Origin of the sequence: Desulfofundulus sp. TPOSR (assembly GCF_011393055.1) — a bacterium.
In the GTDB taxonomy this organism is placed as follows: domain Bacteria; phylum Bacillota; class Desulfotomaculia; order Desulfotomaculales; family Desulfovirgulaceae; genus Desulfofundulus; species Desulfofundulus kuznetsovii.
On record NZ_JAAOEF010000003.1, the window covers coordinates 352,548 to 367,516 of the forward strand.

Annotated in this window: 15 protein-coding genes, 1 pseudogene and 1 riboswitch; all 16 genes and pseudogenes read left to right on the forward strand. The window is 59.4% G+C overall.

The window, feature by feature from the left end; all coding sequences use genetic code 11:
- The first annotated feature begins 74 nt into the window (after positions 1-74).
- Complete coding sequence (locus G7K71_RS12540; protein WP_166346854.1) at positions 75-1,349, forward strand: chorismate synthase; 1,275 nt, start codon at positions 75-77, stop codon at positions 1,347-1,349.
- Between the two features lie 37 nt (positions 1,350-1,386).
- Entirely contained in the window at positions 1,387-1,905 is a 519-nt protein-coding gene (locus tag G7K71_RS12545) for a shikimate kinase (protein ID WP_166346857.1), read from the forward strand.
- Positions 1,906-1,960: 55 nt separating this feature from the next.
- Positions 1,961-3,040 (forward strand): 3-dehydroquinate synthase, encoded by a 1,080-nt coding sequence (aroB, locus tag G7K71_RS12550; RefSeq protein WP_166346860.1) that lies wholly within the window; start codon positions 1,961-1,963, stop codon positions 3,038-3,040.
- A gap of 109 nt (positions 3,041-3,149) precedes the next feature.
- Positions 3,150-3,417: pseudogene (gene tnpA, locus G7K71_RS12555) on the forward strand (IS200/IS605 family transposase); the annotation flags it as partial.
- 34 nt (positions 3,418-3,451) lie between these two features.
- Positions 3,452-4,702, forward strand: coding sequence for an RNA-guided endonuclease TnpB family protein (locus tag G7K71_RS12560; protein ID WP_166346863.1), 1,251 nt, complete (start codon positions 3,452-3,454; stop codon positions 4,700-4,702).
- Positions 4,703-4,910: 208 nt separating this feature from the next.
- Positions 4,911-5,489 (forward strand): Uma2 family endonuclease, encoded by a 579-nt coding sequence (locus G7K71_RS12565; protein WP_166346866.1) that lies wholly within the window; start codon positions 4,911-4,913, stop codon positions 5,487-5,489.
- Between the two features lie 150 nt (positions 5,490-5,639).
- Positions 5,640-6,401 (forward strand): A24 family peptidase, encoded by a 762-nt coding sequence (locus G7K71_RS12570; RefSeq protein WP_166346869.1) that lies wholly within the window; start codon positions 5,640-5,642, stop codon positions 6,399-6,401.
- A gap of 2 nt (positions 6,402-6,403) precedes the next feature.
- Positions 6,404-8,101 carry a GspE/PulE family protein gene (locus tag G7K71_RS12575; RefSeq protein WP_166346872.1) on the forward strand — a complete coding sequence of 566 codons (1,698 nt, stop codon included), beginning with the start codon at positions 6,404-6,406 and terminating at the stop codon, positions 8,099-8,101.
- A gap of 25 nt (positions 8,102-8,126) precedes the next feature.
- Positions 8,127-9,212, forward strand: coding sequence for a type IV pilus twitching motility protein PilT (locus tag G7K71_RS12580; RefSeq protein WP_166346875.1), 1,086 nt, complete (start codon positions 8,127-8,129; stop codon positions 9,210-9,212).
- Positions 9,213-9,281: 69 nt separating this feature from the next.
- A riboswitch (cyclic di-GMP riboswitch) is annotated at positions 9,282-9,373 on the forward strand.
- Positions 9,341-10,660, forward strand: coding sequence for a type II secretion system F family protein (locus tag G7K71_RS12585; protein WP_243174895.1), 1,320 nt, complete (start codon positions 9,341-9,343; stop codon positions 10,658-10,660). Its footprint overlaps the riboswitch before it by 33 nt.
- A gap of 130 nt (positions 10,661-10,790) precedes the next feature.
- Positions 10,791-11,348 carry a prepilin-type N-terminal cleavage/methylation domain-containing protein gene (locus tag G7K71_RS12590; protein WP_166346878.1) on the forward strand — a complete coding sequence of 186 codons (558 nt, stop codon included), beginning with the start codon at positions 10,791-10,793 and terminating at the stop codon, positions 11,346-11,348.
- A gap of 157 nt (positions 11,349-11,505) precedes the next feature.
- A complete protein-coding gene (locus G7K71_RS12595; protein ID WP_166346881.1) occupies positions 11,506-12,081 on the forward strand; it encodes a prepilin-type N-terminal cleavage/methylation domain-containing protein in 576 nt (191 codons plus the stop codon).
- A gap of 150 nt (positions 12,082-12,231) precedes the next feature.
- Entirely contained in the window at positions 12,232-12,873 is a 642-nt protein-coding gene (locus G7K71_RS12600; RefSeq protein WP_166346884.1) for a prepilin-type N-terminal cleavage/methylation domain-containing protein, read from the forward strand.
- A 239-nt stretch (positions 12,874-13,112) separates the two neighbouring features.
- Positions 13,113-13,694, forward strand: a complete 582-nt coding sequence (locus G7K71_RS12605) for a prepilin-type N-terminal cleavage/methylation domain-containing protein (RefSeq protein WP_166346887.1) — start codon at positions 13,113-13,115, stop codon at positions 13,692-13,694.
- Between the two features lie 183 nt (positions 13,695-13,877).
- Positions 13,878-14,306 carry a prepilin-type N-terminal cleavage/methylation domain-containing protein gene (locus G7K71_RS12610; RefSeq protein ID WP_166346890.1) on the forward strand — a complete coding sequence of 143 codons (429 nt, stop codon included), beginning with the start codon at positions 13,878-13,880 and terminating at the stop codon, positions 14,304-14,306.
- 41 nt (positions 14,307-14,347) lie between these two features.
- Positions 14,348-14,962 (forward strand): prepilin-type N-terminal cleavage/methylation domain-containing protein, encoded by a 615-nt coding sequence (locus G7K71_RS12615; protein WP_166346893.1) that lies wholly within the window; start codon positions 14,348-14,350, stop codon positions 14,960-14,962.
- Positions 14,963-14,969 lie beyond the last annotated feature (7 nt).

A 14,969-nucleotide genomic window follows, 5' to 3' on the forward strand; every position in this document is an offset into this window, starting at 1 on the left:
AGGGCAGGTTGCTACCGCCCGCTGTCCGGGAAGACCATGTTAGAAGAGCTGATCATTAAGGGGGAACATTCCGCATGTTGCGTTATTTAACTGCCGGAGAATCACATGGCCCCGCTTTGACGGCCATCATTGAAGGGTTACCCGCCGGGCTGGCCCTGCCGGAAGATTATGTAAACCGGCAACTGGCACGGCGCCAGGGCGGCTACGGCCGGGGCAGCCGCATGCGGATCGAGCAGGACCGGGTGCGTTTTCTGGCCGGAGTCAGGGGTGGTTTTACGCTGGGCAGCCCCGTAGCCCTGTACATCGAAAACCGGGATTGGGCCAGCTGGCAGGAGATTATGGATCCCGGCGCTGCTGCCCGGCTCGACCAGCGGGTGGTTACCAGACCCAGGCCGGGCCACGCCGACCTGGCCGGGGCTTTAAAGTACGGTCACCGGGATATCCGCAACGTGCTGGAACGGGCCAGCGCCCGGGAGACGGCTGCCCGGGTGGCCGCCGGCAGTGTGGCCCGCCGTCTCCTGGAGGAACTGGGCATAGAGATCATCGGTCATGTGGTGCGCATCGGGCCGGTAGCGGCACCGGAACTGGACTTAATCCGGGAAATGCCGTCCGCCCCTCCGGGTGGGGCCGGTAAAGGGCTGGATGAAGCGGAGAAAGAGGGTGGATGCGGGCCCGGCCGGCCGGGCGGGTCCCCGGGCGTGGACCTGCGCCGGCTGCGGGAGATTCTGGATGCTTCCCCCGTTTACTGCCTCCACCGGGAGACGGCAGAGGCGATGATGCGTGAAATCGACCGGGCCCGGGAAGCCGGGGACTCCCTGGGGGGTGTCTTTGAGATCCGGGTTTACGGCCTGCCTCCCGGTTTGGGCAGCTATGTCCACTGGGACCGCCGCCTGGACGGGCGCCTGGCCGGCGCGCTGATGAGCATTCAGGCCATCAAAGGGGTCGAGATCGGGCTGGGCTTTGCCGGTGCCGCCCTGCCCGGTTCGCAGGTGCACGATGAGATATTTTACAGCCGGGAGAGGGGTTTTTACCGCCGCACCAACCGGGCCGGCGGCCTGGAGGGGGGCGTGACCAACGGTGAGCCCCTGATCGTGCGGGCGGCCATGAAACCCATCCCCACCTTATATAAACCTTTACGCAGCGTGGATCTGATTTCAAAAGAACCCTTTACTGCTTCGGTGGAACGCTCCGATGTCTGTGCCGTACCGGCCGCCTGCGTGGTGGGCGAGGCGGTGGTGGCCTGGGAGCTGGCGGCGGCCTGCGTGGAGAAATTTGGCGGCGACACCCTGCAGGAAATGAAAGCAAATTACCAGCAATACCTTGATTATCTCAAGAGCAGGATATGGTGATTTTTCGGCAGGACGGGAGTGTGGCGGTGGAGAGGAAATGAGAAATATTGTCCTGATCGGTTTTATGGGTACGGGGAAAAGTGCCGTCGGCCGGCGCCTGGCCGCCCGCCTGGGGCTGGAATTTGTGGATACCGACGAGGAGATAGAGCGGGTCACCGGCAAAACCATTCCCCAGATTTTTGCCCGGGACGGGGAGATCCGTTTCCGTTCGGAGGAGGCCCTGGTGGTGAAGAAGGTAGCCGCCAGGGAAAACCTGGTGGTGGCCACCGGGGGCGGGGTGGTGCTGAACCCCGAAAATGTGCGGGCACTGCAGCAGAACGGCGTGCTCATCGGGCTGGTGGCCGACCCCGGGGTAATTTACCAGCGGGTGAAGCGCAAGCGTAACCGGCCCCTGTTAAACGGTCCGGGGGACATCCTGGCCCGGATCAAAGAACTGCTGGCCGCCCGGGCAGGCGCCTACGCGGTGGCGGAATTCACCGTGGATACCGGCCGGCACACCATCGACGAGGCGGTGGAGATGATCATCGCCTACCTGAAGGGACGCGGAATTGTTTGAAACCGTGCAAAACTTGGAAGAACATAAAAGGAATACCGAAGAAAGGACATCATCAATGCAGGAAGTTTACATAAATCTTGGCGCCCGTAGTTACTCCATCTATGTTGACACCGGCCTGCTGCCCCGGCTGGGGGAGTACCTGAAAGTCCTCAAATTAACTCCCCGGGTGCTCCTCGTTACCAACCCCGTGGTGGGCTCCCTTTACGGTGCGGCGGCTGAAACCGCCCTTAAGAATGCCGGTTTTGAGGTGATCCGGGCGGAGATACCCGACGGGGAGGAATACAAGAGCCTGGCCACGGCCGAAAAGCTCTACGACCTGGCCTACACCTGCGAGCTGGACCGGCGGAGTCCCGTGGTGGCCCTGGGGGGTGGGGTGGTAGGGGACCTGGCCGGTTTTGTGGCCGCTACCTATCTCAGGGGCGTGCCCTTCATCCAGGTGCCCACCACGCTGCTTGCCCAGGTGGACTCCAGCGTGGGGGGCAAGGTGGCCGTCAACCACCCCCGGGGCAAGAACATCATCGGCGCCTTCTACCAGCCCCGGCTGGTCCTGGCCGACCTGGATGTGCTGAAGACCCTGGACCCGGGGGAAGTGCGGGCCGGCCTGGCCGAGGTGATCAAGTACGGCGTCATTGCCGATCAGGCCTTCTTTGCCTGGCTGGAGGAGAACCTGGAGCGCCTGCTGGCTCTGGAGGCCCGGGCCCTGGCCTATGCCGTGGCCGTCTCCTGCCGCATTAAAGCGCGGGTGGTGCAGGAGGACGAAACCGAACAGGGCCGCCGGGCCATCCTCAACTTCGGCCACACCCTGGGCCACGCCCTGGAGGCCCTCACCGGCTACACCACATACCGCCACGGGGAGGCGGTGGCCACCGGGATGGCGGCGGCGGCCCGGCTGGCGGTGGCCCTGGGGATGTTTCCGGAAGGAGACGCCGCGCGGGTAATCAACCTTATCCGCCGGGCCGGGCTGCCGGTAGAAGTGCCCGCCGGGATCTCTCCGGACGAATTGCTGGCCTCCATGCGCCGGGACAAGAAAGTGCTGGCCGGGCGTCTTACCTTCGTCCTGCCGGTGGAAATAGGCCGGGTGGAGATCGTCCGGGACGTGCCGGAAAAAACGGTGGGGCGGGTTTTGCGTTTATAGGAATCCGCCCCTGAAAATCCACGGGCTTGTCCCGTGGGATGAAAGGGGCGTCGCCCGTTAGGGCGATAAATGTATTCACAAACACCCGTTCTAGTGCTATAATCATGCTATGAATGGAAAAACGAACCACTGCGTCTACAACATCAATTACCATATCGTGTTTTGCCCAAAATACCGGCATAAGGTAATTACCGGCAGAGTGGAAGACACCGTAAAACTGACAATTCAAGAAATCTGCAACACTTACGGATATACACTCATCCAGATGGAAAGGCCTTAAGAAAAAATACTTCTGGGGCAGCGGCATGTGGAGCAGAGGCTACTACATCGGTACAGCCGGTAATGTAAGCGCCGAAACTATCCGCAAATACATCGAAGCTCAAAAAACATTCCGGAAGGAGGTGAAACCAGGTGAGCCGGTGCAAAAACAATGCGGTCAAGAAACCGAAAGCTCATTCCCTGGAGCAAGCCGCAGACATCCTGGTGGAAAAGTTTCCCCTGCATTTTAACCCGGAGCAAACTGCTTTAGCCCGCAACCTGCAAATGGAAGCAGCCAGAGTCTGGAACGCCGCCTGCTACATCCACCGCACCATATACGGCAGGTATGGTTACTGGCTGAGCGAAGGTGCAGTTAAAGCGCTGCTCAAAGGCAAATACGGCCTCCACTCCCAATCGGTGCAGGCCGTGGTGGAAACCTACTTCGAGTGCTGCGAGCGCACCAGGGAACTGCACCTGCAGGGTTACACTGAATGGAAGTACCCTTACCGCCGGAAAAGGTTTTTCACCGTTACCTGGAAAAAAGCCGCCATTACCCATAAAGGGCGTATATTGAAACTTTCCAACGGTTGGGGCAGAGAACCGCTGATGGTAAAACTCCCGAAAAGGCTTGCCAGCATCGCAATCCTGCAAGCGCAACTGGTCTGGCACCGGAACCAGTACTGGCTGCACGTAACGGTGGAGAAACCGGCCCTGTTGAAAGTCCAGGGCAACGTTTGTGCGGCCATCGACCCGGGCGAAGTGCATGCCCTGACCATCACCGACGGCGATGATGCTTTAGTGATCAGCGGCAGGCTGCTCCGGTCGCTCAACCGCTTGAGAAACAAGGTGCTGCGGCAGTTGCAACGGGCCATCTCCAAAACGAAGGAAGGTTCCAGGAAGCGCAGGAAACTTCTGGCTAAAAAGTGCCGTTTCCTCAACTGGATCGAGCGGCGGATAGAACATATCCTGCACGCCATATCCGCCAACGCCGTCCGCTGGTGCCTGGAAAGGAGCGTTAAAACGGTTTACATCGGCAACCCGGAAGGAGTGCGCGAAAGGGACTGCGGCAGACACCACAACCAGCGCATGGGCCAGTGGGCCTTCGGCAAGCTGCGCGATTTGCTGGCATACAAGCTCAAGCGTCACGGTATTGAACTAATACAGGTGGATGAGCGTGGCACCTCCGGCACCTGCCCGGTATGCGGGGAGTACACCAGACAGACCGGGCGCGTATACCGGTGCGGCAATGCTTCCTGCGGGTTTACCGGGATTCACCGGGACGTGCTGGGAGCCAGCGGCATCCTTGACAAAGCTCTGTACGGGAGTTTCACCAGGGGCCGCAGGCTGCCCGGGAAAGTGGAATACCTGCGGCCGCAGGTATTGGCGCCGAAAAGAGCGGCCTGACGTATCTACGATGAGTAGTAGACGCCTATGGACCGGGCCTTCCCGGCAAATGCCGGGATGTAGCTCACGAGGGAAGCGTAAGACCTGCGCTTTAGCAGGCAGCATTCCGATGACATGAGAAACCTCCGGGACGAAGCCCCCGGGCTTGTCCCGGGGGAGGTTCACGCTATAATTAACCAGAGCAGGGTTATCAGAGAGGTGCTGGTGAATGAGCGCGGCCTTTTCCCGGGTTCAAATTCCTCCCAAAGAAGTCTACACCTGTGCCGACTATGCTGCTCTCCCCGAGGGAGCCCCTTATCAGCTCATTGGAGGGAAGCTGGTAATGACCCCTTCGCCATCCACCCGTCACCAGGCCATTTTGCGGCGCCTGGGTGTAAAAATGGCTAATTTTGTTGATGAAAAAGGAGTGGGGGCGGTTTACTTTGCCCCCGTGGACGTTTACCTGCAGGAAACGGCAGTATATCAACCAGATATTGCTTTCGTTTCCAGAGATAGGTTTGCTATCATTGAAGCAGAAAAGATTAATGGTGCGCCTGATCTCGTGGTGGAGATTTTGTCTCCCTCCACAGCTTACTACGATCTGCGGGAAAAGTTTAAGATTTATGCTCGCTGTGGCGTGAAAGAGTACTGGATAGTAGATCCCATAGAGAAAAGCATTGAGCTTTACACCGGAAAGGAAGGTAAGTTCATTCAAGTTGCCAGGGCTGAGGAAACGGGAAGGGTTGAATCTGGTGTTTTAGGGGGCTTTTCTATAGAATTGGAAGAAATTTTTGTAGACGCCCCTTAAAATTTTAAGGAGTTCCCTATGGGAACGTTCGTTCTTTCTGTTAATCATGAAAATCGATCAAGCAAGTTCAATCTGGAATTCGCCTAAAGCGGATTCCGACTATCCCGACGACTGACGACCGACGACTATTTTTGAGGGAGAGATTGTCACTTGCCGCTGGCCTGGTTCTGGTTCTTTTCTTTCCTCCTCGGCCTTTGTATCGGCAGCTTTTTAAACGTATGCATTTACCGCCTGCCCCGGGGGATGTCCCTGCTGGCGCCTCCCTCCCACTGCCCGGCCTGCGGCGCACGCCTGGGACCTCTGGATTTAATTCCCGTGGTGAGCTATTTTTTCCTGCGGGGCCGGTGCCGTCGTTGCAGCGTGGCGATTTCCCCCCGCTACCCCCTGGTGGAGCTTTTGACCGGGGCCGGTTTCCTGCTGATTGCCCGGGAACACGGCCTGCACGTTCATACTGCCGGCCTGCTGGTCCTGTTTTCCGTCCTCGTGGCGGCCAGCTTCATTGACCTCGACCACCGCATCATCCCCGACCGGCTCACCCTGTTTGCCCTGGCCGCCGGCATACCTCTGGCCGCCCTCCAGGGTGCGGAGGCTCTCAAAGACGGCCTCATAGGCTCTGTGCTGGGGGGCGGAATATTGTTGATCGTGGCCCTGTTTTCGCGGGGCGGCATGGGCGGTGGGGACGTGAAGCTGGCCTTTGCCATCGGATGGTACCTGGGCTGGCAGGAGACCCTGGTGGCCCTGTTCCTGGCGTTTTTGCTGGGTGCGGTTGTGGGGGTTTTATGGGCGCTCAGGACGGGGAGAACCCTTAAAACGGCCATCCCCTTCGGCCCGTTTCTTTCATCAGGGGCCATGCTGGCCGCGTTGACAGGGGATAAGCTTATTTCCTGGTATCTGAACCTGTGGGGTGGTTGAAAATGGCCGCCGTTTACACCAGAAAGCGCCTGGGGGACCTCCTTCTGCAAACCGGGTTGATTACCCGGGAGCAGTTGAACCAGGCGCTCGAGGTGCAAAAGCAGACCGGGGAGCGCCTGGGCCGGGTTCTCATCAACCTGGGCCTGGTCACGGAGCAGGACATCCTGAATACCCTGGAAATGCAGCTGGGCATTCCCCAGATTACCCTGATGGACAAAGTCGACCCCGTGCTGATCAAATCTCTCCCCGAGGCCGTCCTGCGCCGGCATAAGGTGGTGCCCGTGAAAAAAGAGGGACGGCGGCTGATCGTGGCCATGTCCGACCCCCTGAACCTGGTTGCCCTGGACGACATCCGCCTGGCCAGCGGGCTGGAAGTGGAACCGGTGCTGGCCCGGGAAGAGGAAATCGACGCCGTCCTCCAGAAGGTATTCGGCCTTACCTTTGTGGAGCAGGCCTTCGGCCAGCCGGCCGCCCCGGAGGAGCGGGAAATCCAGACCCTCACCCTGGCGGCGGGGGATGAGGTGCCCCCGGAGGAAGCACCGGTGGTGCGCCTGGTCAACACCATCATTGCCCAGGCGGTGGCGGAAAAGGCCAGCGACATTCATATTGAACCACAGGAGGACCGGGTGCTGGTGCGTTACCGGGTGGATGGGTTATTGAGGGAAGCCCTTACTCTGCCCCGGCATATCCGCTCCAACCTTACTACCAGGATCAAAATCCTGGCCGGCCTGGACATTGCCGAAAAGCGCCTCCCCCAGGACGGCCGGTTTCAGGTTAAGTACGGAGAACAGGAAATAGATGTGAGGGTATCCACCCTGCCTACGGTCCACGGGGAAAAGGTGGTCCTGCGTTTGCTGCTTAAGAGCGGGCGGATCCTGCCCATTGACCGGCTGGGATTCCACCGCTACAACCTGGAGCGTTTTACAGAGGTAATCCATCGCACTTCCGGCATGATCCTGGTCACCGGGCCCACCGGCAGCGGCAAGACCACCACCCTGTACGCGGTACTGGCCCAGTTGAATTCCCCGGAGCGCAATATTGTGACCATAGAGGACCCGGTGGAGTACCTCCTGCGGGGGATCAACCAGACCCAGATCAACGTGAAAGCCGGGCTTACCTTTGCCGCCGGCCTGCGCTCCATCCTCCGCCAGGACCCGGACATCATCATGGTGGGGGAAATAAGGGACGGGGAGACGGCCCAGATCGCGGTGAGGGCGGCTACCACCGGCCACCTGGTGCTCAGCAGTCTGCACACCAACGACGCCGCGGGTGCCCTGACCCGCCTCATCGATATGGGGGTGGAGCCCTTCCTGGTGGCCTCCTCGGTGGTGGGCGTGGTTTCCCAGCGCCTGGTGCGCCTGCTCTGTCCCCGCTGCCGGGAGCCCTACCAGCTCCCGGAAGATGCGCCGGAGAGGATTTTCATGGGCCTGCCGCCCGGTGAGCCGGTGACCCTTTACCGGGCCGCCGGCTGCCACCACTGCAACCACACCGGTTACCAGGGGCGGACGAGCATCCAGGAGGTGCTGCCTGTGACCCGGGCCATCAGGGAGCTGGTAAATAAAAAAGCTTCTGCCGATGTGATCAAAGAAAAGGCGGTGGCCGAGGGAATGGTCACCCTGAAAGAAGATGGAATAGACAAGGCCCGGCAGGGGATCACCTCCATAGCGGAAGTGATGCGCGTGGCCTATAATGAGTGGTGACGGAAAAGGAAGGTGCTGCGGCGGAATGCATGCCGATGAACTTTTAAAGCTGGCCTTCGAGCTGAAAGCTTCCGACGTCCACCTTACTGTCGGCCGTCCGCCCGTCTTCCGGGTTCACGGGAAGCTTTTTGCGGCCGACGAGCTGGGCGCCCGGGCCGTGCCGGGGGTGGATGATCTGCCCGTCCTCACCGCCGGGGATACCGAGGCCCTGGCCCGCCAGCTGATCCCCGGGGACCGGTTCCAGCAGTTCATGCAGGTGGGCGAGAGCGACCTGTCTTACGCCATCCCGGGAGTGGGCCGCTTCCGCGTGAACGCCTTCAAGCAGCGCGGCACGGTGGCCCTGGCCATCCGCCTCATCCCGGAGCGCATCCCCACCTTCGATGAACTGGGCCTGCCCGAGGTGGTGGCCCACCTGGCCAGGCGGCCCCGGGGCCTGGTGCTGGTTACCGGGCCCACGGGCAGCGGCAAGTCCACCACCCTGGCGGCCATGATCGACTTCATCAACAGCGAGAGCCGCCTGCACATCATCACCCTGGAAGACCCCATCGAGTACGTCCACCGGCACAAGAAGAGCCTGGTCAACCAGCGGGAAATCGGCCGGGACTCCCTTTCTTTTGCCGCCGCCCTGCGCGCGGCCCTGCGGGAAGACCCCGACGTCATCCTGGTGGGGGAGATGCGGGACCTGGAGACCATCGCCACGGCCATCACCGCCGCCGAAACCGGTCACCTGGTGCTGGCCACCCTGCACACCACCAGCGCAGCCCAGACCATTGACCGCATCATCGACGTTTTCCCGCCCCACCAGCAGCAGCAGGTCCGGCTGCAGCTGGCCGGCGCCCTGGAAGGAGTGATTGCCCAGCAGTTGCTGCCCCGCAGGGACCGTCCCGGCAGGGTGGCGGCGCTGGAAATCCTGGTGGCTACGCCGGCCATCCGCAACCTCATCCGGGAGGGGAAGACCCACCAGATTATCTCCCACCTGCAGACCGGGGCCAGGTACGGCATGCAGACCCTGGATATGGCTTTAAGAAACCTCGTCCGTACAGGGGTGATCGGCAGGGAAGAGGCCCTGGCCCGGGCGGCTGATGCCGAAAATTTGTTAAAAATGATTTAAAACAACCAGCTGGTTATTGACTGGCAGGGCGGCTCCCGTTTAAGATAGTTTTCAGGAAGAGTGCGGCAAAGCGAAAAAAGGCAAACCTGCCGAAAGGCAGGGGCGCAAAGCCGCGGGCCTAAAGCGGCATGCAAGGCCGCCATGGCAGCCGGGCTGCCGAACTTTCCGGCACGTACTTCCAGGCGCGTCGCCTGGATTTTTATTTCCGGGAGGTGGTGAGGGGAGCTTTGCCCGTCTATGCCTATCGGGCCCGGGACTTAACCGGCAAGGTGGTTTCCGGCCGGCTGGAAGCCAGCGGACCAAGGGAGGCGGCCAGGATACTGCAGGGCCAGCGGCTCATCCCCGTGCAGATCCGGGCCGTGCGGGGGGGCGTCAACCTGACTATGCGGCTGCCTTCATTCCGGCGTGGGGTCAGGCTGAGGGAGCTGGCCCTCTTCTGCCGCCAGCTTTCCACCCTGGTCAGCGCCGGCGTACCCCTGGTGGGGGCCATGCGCATCCTGGAGCTGCAGGTGGAGGGCCGGGTGCTCAAAGAGGTGGTGCGCGGGGTGACCGCCCGCCTGGAGCAGGGACACTCCCTGGCCGAATCCTTCGGCGCCTACCCCTCGGTCTTCCCCGAGATCTTCATCAGCATGGTGGAGGCCGGGGAAGTGGGCGGCGTGCTGGACGAGGTGCTGGAGAGCCTGGCCGGCCATTTTGAGAGGGAACACGAGGTGAGGGAAAAGGTGAAGTCGGCCCTCACCTACCCCACCATGGTCCTGGGCTTTGCCGTGGTCATCCTTACCTTCGTGCTCACCTTCGTCCTGCCCCCCATCATCAACACCATCCAGAACCTGGGTGTGCCCCTGCCCCTGCCCACCCGGGTGGTGATGGGAGCCAGCCGCCTGGTGGGGCGCTACTGGTACATCCTCCCGCTGTTTCCACTGGCGGCGGCTTTCGGCTTCCAGCGCCTGCGGGCCTCACCCCGGGGCCGGGAGATGTGGGACCGCCTGGTCCTGAAAATGCCCGTATTCGGGCCGGTGCTGAAAAAAATCATCATTGCCCGCTTTGCCCGAACCCTGGCCGCCATGCTCAAAGGCGGGGTGCCCATCATCCAGGCCCTGGAAGTGGTGAAGAAAACCGCCGGCAACCAGGTGGTGGCGGCCGGCGTGGCCAGGGCGCAGGAGAGCGTGCGGGAGGGGCAGGGCCTGGCCGGCCCCCTGGAAGAAAGCGGCATCTTCCCCCCGCTGGTCATCCGCATGATTGCCGTGGGGGAAGAAACCGGCAGCCTGGACGCGCTGCTGGTCCGCATCGGCGCCTTTTACGACCAGGAAGTGAACATCACCGTGGGCCGCCTCTCCAGCGTGCTGGAGCCGGTGCTGATTGTCTTCCTGGGCGGCATAGTGGGGTTCATCGTCCTTTCGGTGCTCCTGCCCATGTTCACCAGCATGATGCAGGGGCTGGGGAAGTAGGGCGGTGGTTTCAAAGGTGTTCTTACATACTCTAACCGGCCGTTTAGGCACCTTTTCCAGGTCAATTATTTAATTGACAACCCTTGTTTCTTGTTTTATTAAGACACTACTTTTGGGGGAGGAAAAAACTATGCGCAAAAAACTCAGGAACAACCGCGGCTTCACCCTGGTGGAGCTTCTGGTGGTCATCGCCATCATCGGCATCCTGGCCGCCATCATCGCCCCCAACGCCTTCAAGGCCATTGAAAAGGGTAAGGTGGCGGCGGCAGAGGCGGATTACAAGGCAATTAAAGCGGCGGCGCTGAATGCGTATACGGATACGGGACTTTGGGCACCTTCTTCGGACAGTGCGGGTGAGGATCCGGGCTTAGTGAATGCCAGTGAATGGGAAAATCCACCTTCTAATTTTGGCTGGAATGGCCCCTACCTTGAACGGTGGCCGAGCAAGAACCCGTGGGGCGGGACGTATACGTATAAAAATAGTGCTACAAGTGGTACGCAGATTCCAAATAACCATACTTGGGGAACAGGTACAAACTTTAGGTGGCTTGAGTTAGACAAGGTTCCAGGTGTAGGTTCATCGCCCAAAGATGCGGCAGCTAAGTTGAAAAGTGACCTTGGTGCTGATGTGGTATACGTTCCTAGTGAAGGGAATACAGTTTATATCCTGATTTCCAAAGATGAATAAGAAGCTATGTCGCGAGGTCCGTTTTACACGTGTCCTGCCGGCGCCGGAGGGCACCGGCAGGACACGTTCCTGACCGGAAATCACTGTGTGCCCCGTTTCGGCGGGGATGAGGTAGTAAACCGGATCCTCTTTTTCCGGGAGAGGATGTGAGCCATTGATGTTTGATTTGAAGAGCCTGCGCCGCAACCAGCGCGGCTTCACCCTGGTGGAGCTTCTGGTGGTCATCGCCATCATCGGCATTTTAGCCGCCATCATCGCCCCCAATGCTTTTAGAGCAGTGGAGAAGTCCAAAATTTCCAGAACAATTCAGGATATGACCGCCTTAAAGTCGGCGGTGCTGGCCTTTTATGCCGATGTGGGTTTCTTCCCGGCTGACCCGGACCCCTGGCACCAGGATCCCGGCCTGGGAGTAAACCCGAACACTGTTACTTATAGGGCTGATACAATCGCGGCTATGGGCTTGACGGAGCAGGAATATCGAGATAGACTTAATTCCCGCTGGCAGGGACCTTACCTGGATTTCCCCCTAACCAAGAAGACCGCCTGGGGAGGCAGGTACGACTATGAGTGCTGGCCCGGACAGGGAATTTTCGTAACTATTCATGAAATCCCCGGGGCCAGCGCCGACAAGCTGGCGGAACTGAGTCCCTTTGAAGTTTATTATAAGGGGCAAGATGATGTTAATCCCAGTTTGCACAAAGTAACCTTAAAGATTACCAACTGGATTTACTAAGCGGTGGAACAACAACGATAAGGCCAGGACAGCAGCGGGTTGCTTAACTTACCGCCGTCCTGACTTCGACCTGCTTGAATTGTACCTTTGCTGGCATTTTTGCAGGGGTCACCCAGCTTAAACGAACAGAAAATGCAGGGTGCATTTAAAATGTTTCATAATCTAAGGAAAAAACTGAACAACCAGCGCGGCTTCACCCTGGTGGAGCTTCTGGTAGTCATCGCCATCATCGGGGTGCTGGCGGCCATCATTACCCCTAATGCGTTCAGGGCTATAGAGAAGGGCAAGGTTTCCAGGGCGGTTTCGGATCTTCGAGCGATCGGAAGCGCGGCAATGGCCTACTATGCCGATGTGGGGGATTTTCCCGGGTCTAAAGGGCATCCTCCCGGTGAGCCTTTGCAGAATGGAAGCGATCCCGGATTCGTTCGCAAGCCTGACAGCTCGTGGCAAACGGATAACCCCAATGTTGGTTATGGAGGAAACCTGGATGCCTGGAACGGACCGTATCTTGAAAGGTGGCCGTCACAGCATCCCTGGGGTGACGTCTACACCTGGAATTACTGGCGGGATTATCCTGTGCCGGGAGCAGGCACAACGGTAAGCAAGGCGGGAATCGTAACGCTGGAGGATTACGGCCGCATTCCCCGTGCATCGCTGGAGGCGATTGATAGGATCCTGGATGATGGTGATCTATCCAGGGGCTATGTGTTTTACCAGAATGGTGGTAACTTTGGTTACCCGGATAGTGGGACTGGCCAAGGCTTTCTTCAGGTGGTGGTGGCCACGCAATGAAAAGGAGCTTTCAGGTGGTCATCGTCATTGTCGGTTCCTGGCCGTAACAATTTTTCCAACGCCTTCATGGCAGAGGTACATTGAGTGTTAAAAGGTAATACAATGTTTTAACTACCGCCAGTGCGTCTTGGCGCTGGAATCACGCGGCCCCCCCCTGGACGAAACTCGCTGTATGTGTTTTATTGGCGGTGAAGTAGCAGTTATGTGGTGCCAATATTCTTTTGGAAGCAGGTGAAGCGGTGGTAAATAGTTTATCAAACTTGCGCCGGGACAGCCGCGGCTTCACCCTGGTGGAGCTTTTGGTAGTCATCGCCATCATCGGGGTGCTGGCGGCCATCATTACCCCCAGCGCCTTCAGGGCAGTGGAAAAGGGGAAAGTGTCCCGGGTCGTCGCCGACGTGCGGGCCATAAAGGCGGCCGGTTACGCCTATTACGCCGATACCGGTGACTGGCCGAAGGCAGGGCAGGAGTTCTACGACCCCGGCTCCGGCGACAACTACGGCTTCCGGTACTTCACGGAGACCGACGGCAGCAGCGGCTGGAACGGGCCGTACCTTGAGAAGCCGCCCGGCGTAACGCCCTGGGGCGGTCATTACCGCTACTGGAAGAGCAGGATTACGGGTACTGTCTATGACGCCGCGGGCAATCCCATTGCAGTTAATAACACCAAATGCGCCGTGGTCACCATCGGCGGTTTTCCCGAACAGGGCATCCGCGATGCCGTGGACCGGCGCATCCGGGAGAGTGTCGGTTACTCCTATGTGGGGGAAGAAAACGGCACGTACTACATCTCTGTGATCATCTGGATGGAGGGGTTGTAGCGCCGGCGCGCTACCGGTTTGGTTGCCGGGGAGCGGGCGTACAATCCGCTTTGAATGGAACTGGTCGATGTGTCTGGTGGCGAATGGCTATTGATAATGAATTCGTTTCACGCCCGAGATTGTTGGCCTGCTGGTGTTGATTAATGTTGTGGAGAGTGTCTGCCGCAAAGGGAGGGCCGGTTATTGGAACGATGGCGAATGTACATAGTTCAGAACACAACCATGATGTTGAGCAGAACGGCCAGACATGACCGCGCCTTTACCCTGATCGAGGTCCTGGTGGCCGCCGCTATTTTGGTGCTGGTGGCGGCTACTGCCGTAAATCTGATGGTTTCGGGCAAAATGGCGGCCAAAGCAGCCTGGGAGGACACGGTGGCCGTAAACGCCGCCCAGGCCGTGATGGAGGAGCTGCTGGCCAGCCACCTTACCGGCGTCAAAAGGCAGGATGACCCGCTGGATTTTCCCGGCGCGTCCGGTTATACTTACACGTATTCGGTAGAGCCCTACCAGCAGCCGGACGGGCCGCTGGTCCAGGTGCGGGTCACCGTCCATTACCAGCATCAGGGGCAGGAGCGGCAGCTCGAACTGGTGACGCTGAAACGCAGAGGATAACGGCCGGCGCAAACATAAATGGTTTAGCGGGGCGGAGCCTGGTGGGATGGGTGGAAGAAAAAGTTGTTACCGGAACAATCGGTGATAATAACATGAGGACGACCGTTGAAAGACCCGGGTACGCAAAATATGGTGCGGCTGGTACACCGTCTTCCGGGCGAAGGACCTCCCTGCCAGGACTGGCGCTTGACCGCCGGGGCCTGACGCTGATTGAGGTTCTGGTGACGGCCGTCCTTCTTTCTTTAATCCTGGGGGCGGCCTATTTCGTCGTCGACAGCACCATGCTCAACTGGAAAAAAGGCGACGAGCAGGTTGACGTGCAGCAGAACCTGCGGCTGGCCATGGATCGGCTGACCCGGGAACTGAGGGTCAGTGCAGGGGTGGACGAAATAAATCCCCAATCATACATCATTTTTAAGAGCCCGGACAATACAAAATACATCAAGTATTATCTTTACGGCGGCGAGATTAAGCGGGCCACCAGCAGCAATAAAATTATCTGGGAAGGGAATAATCCCGTGGCCGGGCGGGTTCAGGCGGTATCATTCCAGGGAGTTACCGGCTTGCCGGCCACGGTGGAGATAAAGCTCACCGGCACCAACGGTTTTGTTTTGACTTCCCGCGTGACCGTGCGGATGATGCGCGAACAAAATTGATTTTCCC

Excerpts from the sequence above, each read along its gene's own strand:
- G7K71_RS12590 (WP_166346878.1), top strand. The coding sequence starts at position 10,791 with ATGCGCAAAAAACTCAGGAACAACCGCGGCTTCACCCTGGTGGAGCTT.
- G7K71_RS12600 (WP_166346884.1), top strand. The coding sequence starts at position 12,232 with ATGTTTCATAATCTAAGGAAAAAACTGAACAACCAGCGCGGCTTCACC.
- G7K71_RS12565 (WP_166346866.1), top strand. The coding sequence starts at position 4,911 with ATGAGCGCGGCCTTTTCCCGGGTTCAAATTCCTCCCAAAGAAGTCTAC.
- G7K71_RS12540 (WP_166346854.1), top strand. The coding sequence starts at position 75 with ATGTTGCGTTATTTAACTGCCGGAGAATCACATGGCCCCGCTTTGACG.
- aroB (WP_166346860.1), top strand. The coding sequence starts at position 1,961 with ATGCAGGAAGTTTACATAAATCTTGGCGCCCGTAGTTACTCCATCTAT.
- G7K71_RS12545 (WP_166346857.1), top strand. The coding sequence starts at position 1,387 with ATGAGAAATATTGTCCTGATCGGTTTTATGGGTACGGGGAAAAGTGCC.
- G7K71_RS12580 (WP_166346875.1), top strand. The coding sequence starts at position 8,127 with ATGCATGCCGATGAACTTTTAAAGCTGGCCTTCGAGCTGAAAGCTTCC.
- G7K71_RS12585 (WP_243174895.1), top strand. The coding sequence starts at position 9,341 with ATGCAAGGCCGCCATGGCAGCCGGGCTGCCGAACTTTCCGGCACGTAC.
- G7K71_RS12575 (WP_166346872.1), top strand. The coding sequence starts at position 6,404 with ATGGCCGCCGTTTACACCAGAAAGCGCCTGGGGGACCTCCTTCTGCAA.
- G7K71_RS12595 (WP_166346881.1), top strand. The coding sequence starts at position 11,506 with ATGTTTGATTTGAAGAGCCTGCGCCGCAACCAGCGCGGCTTCACCCTG.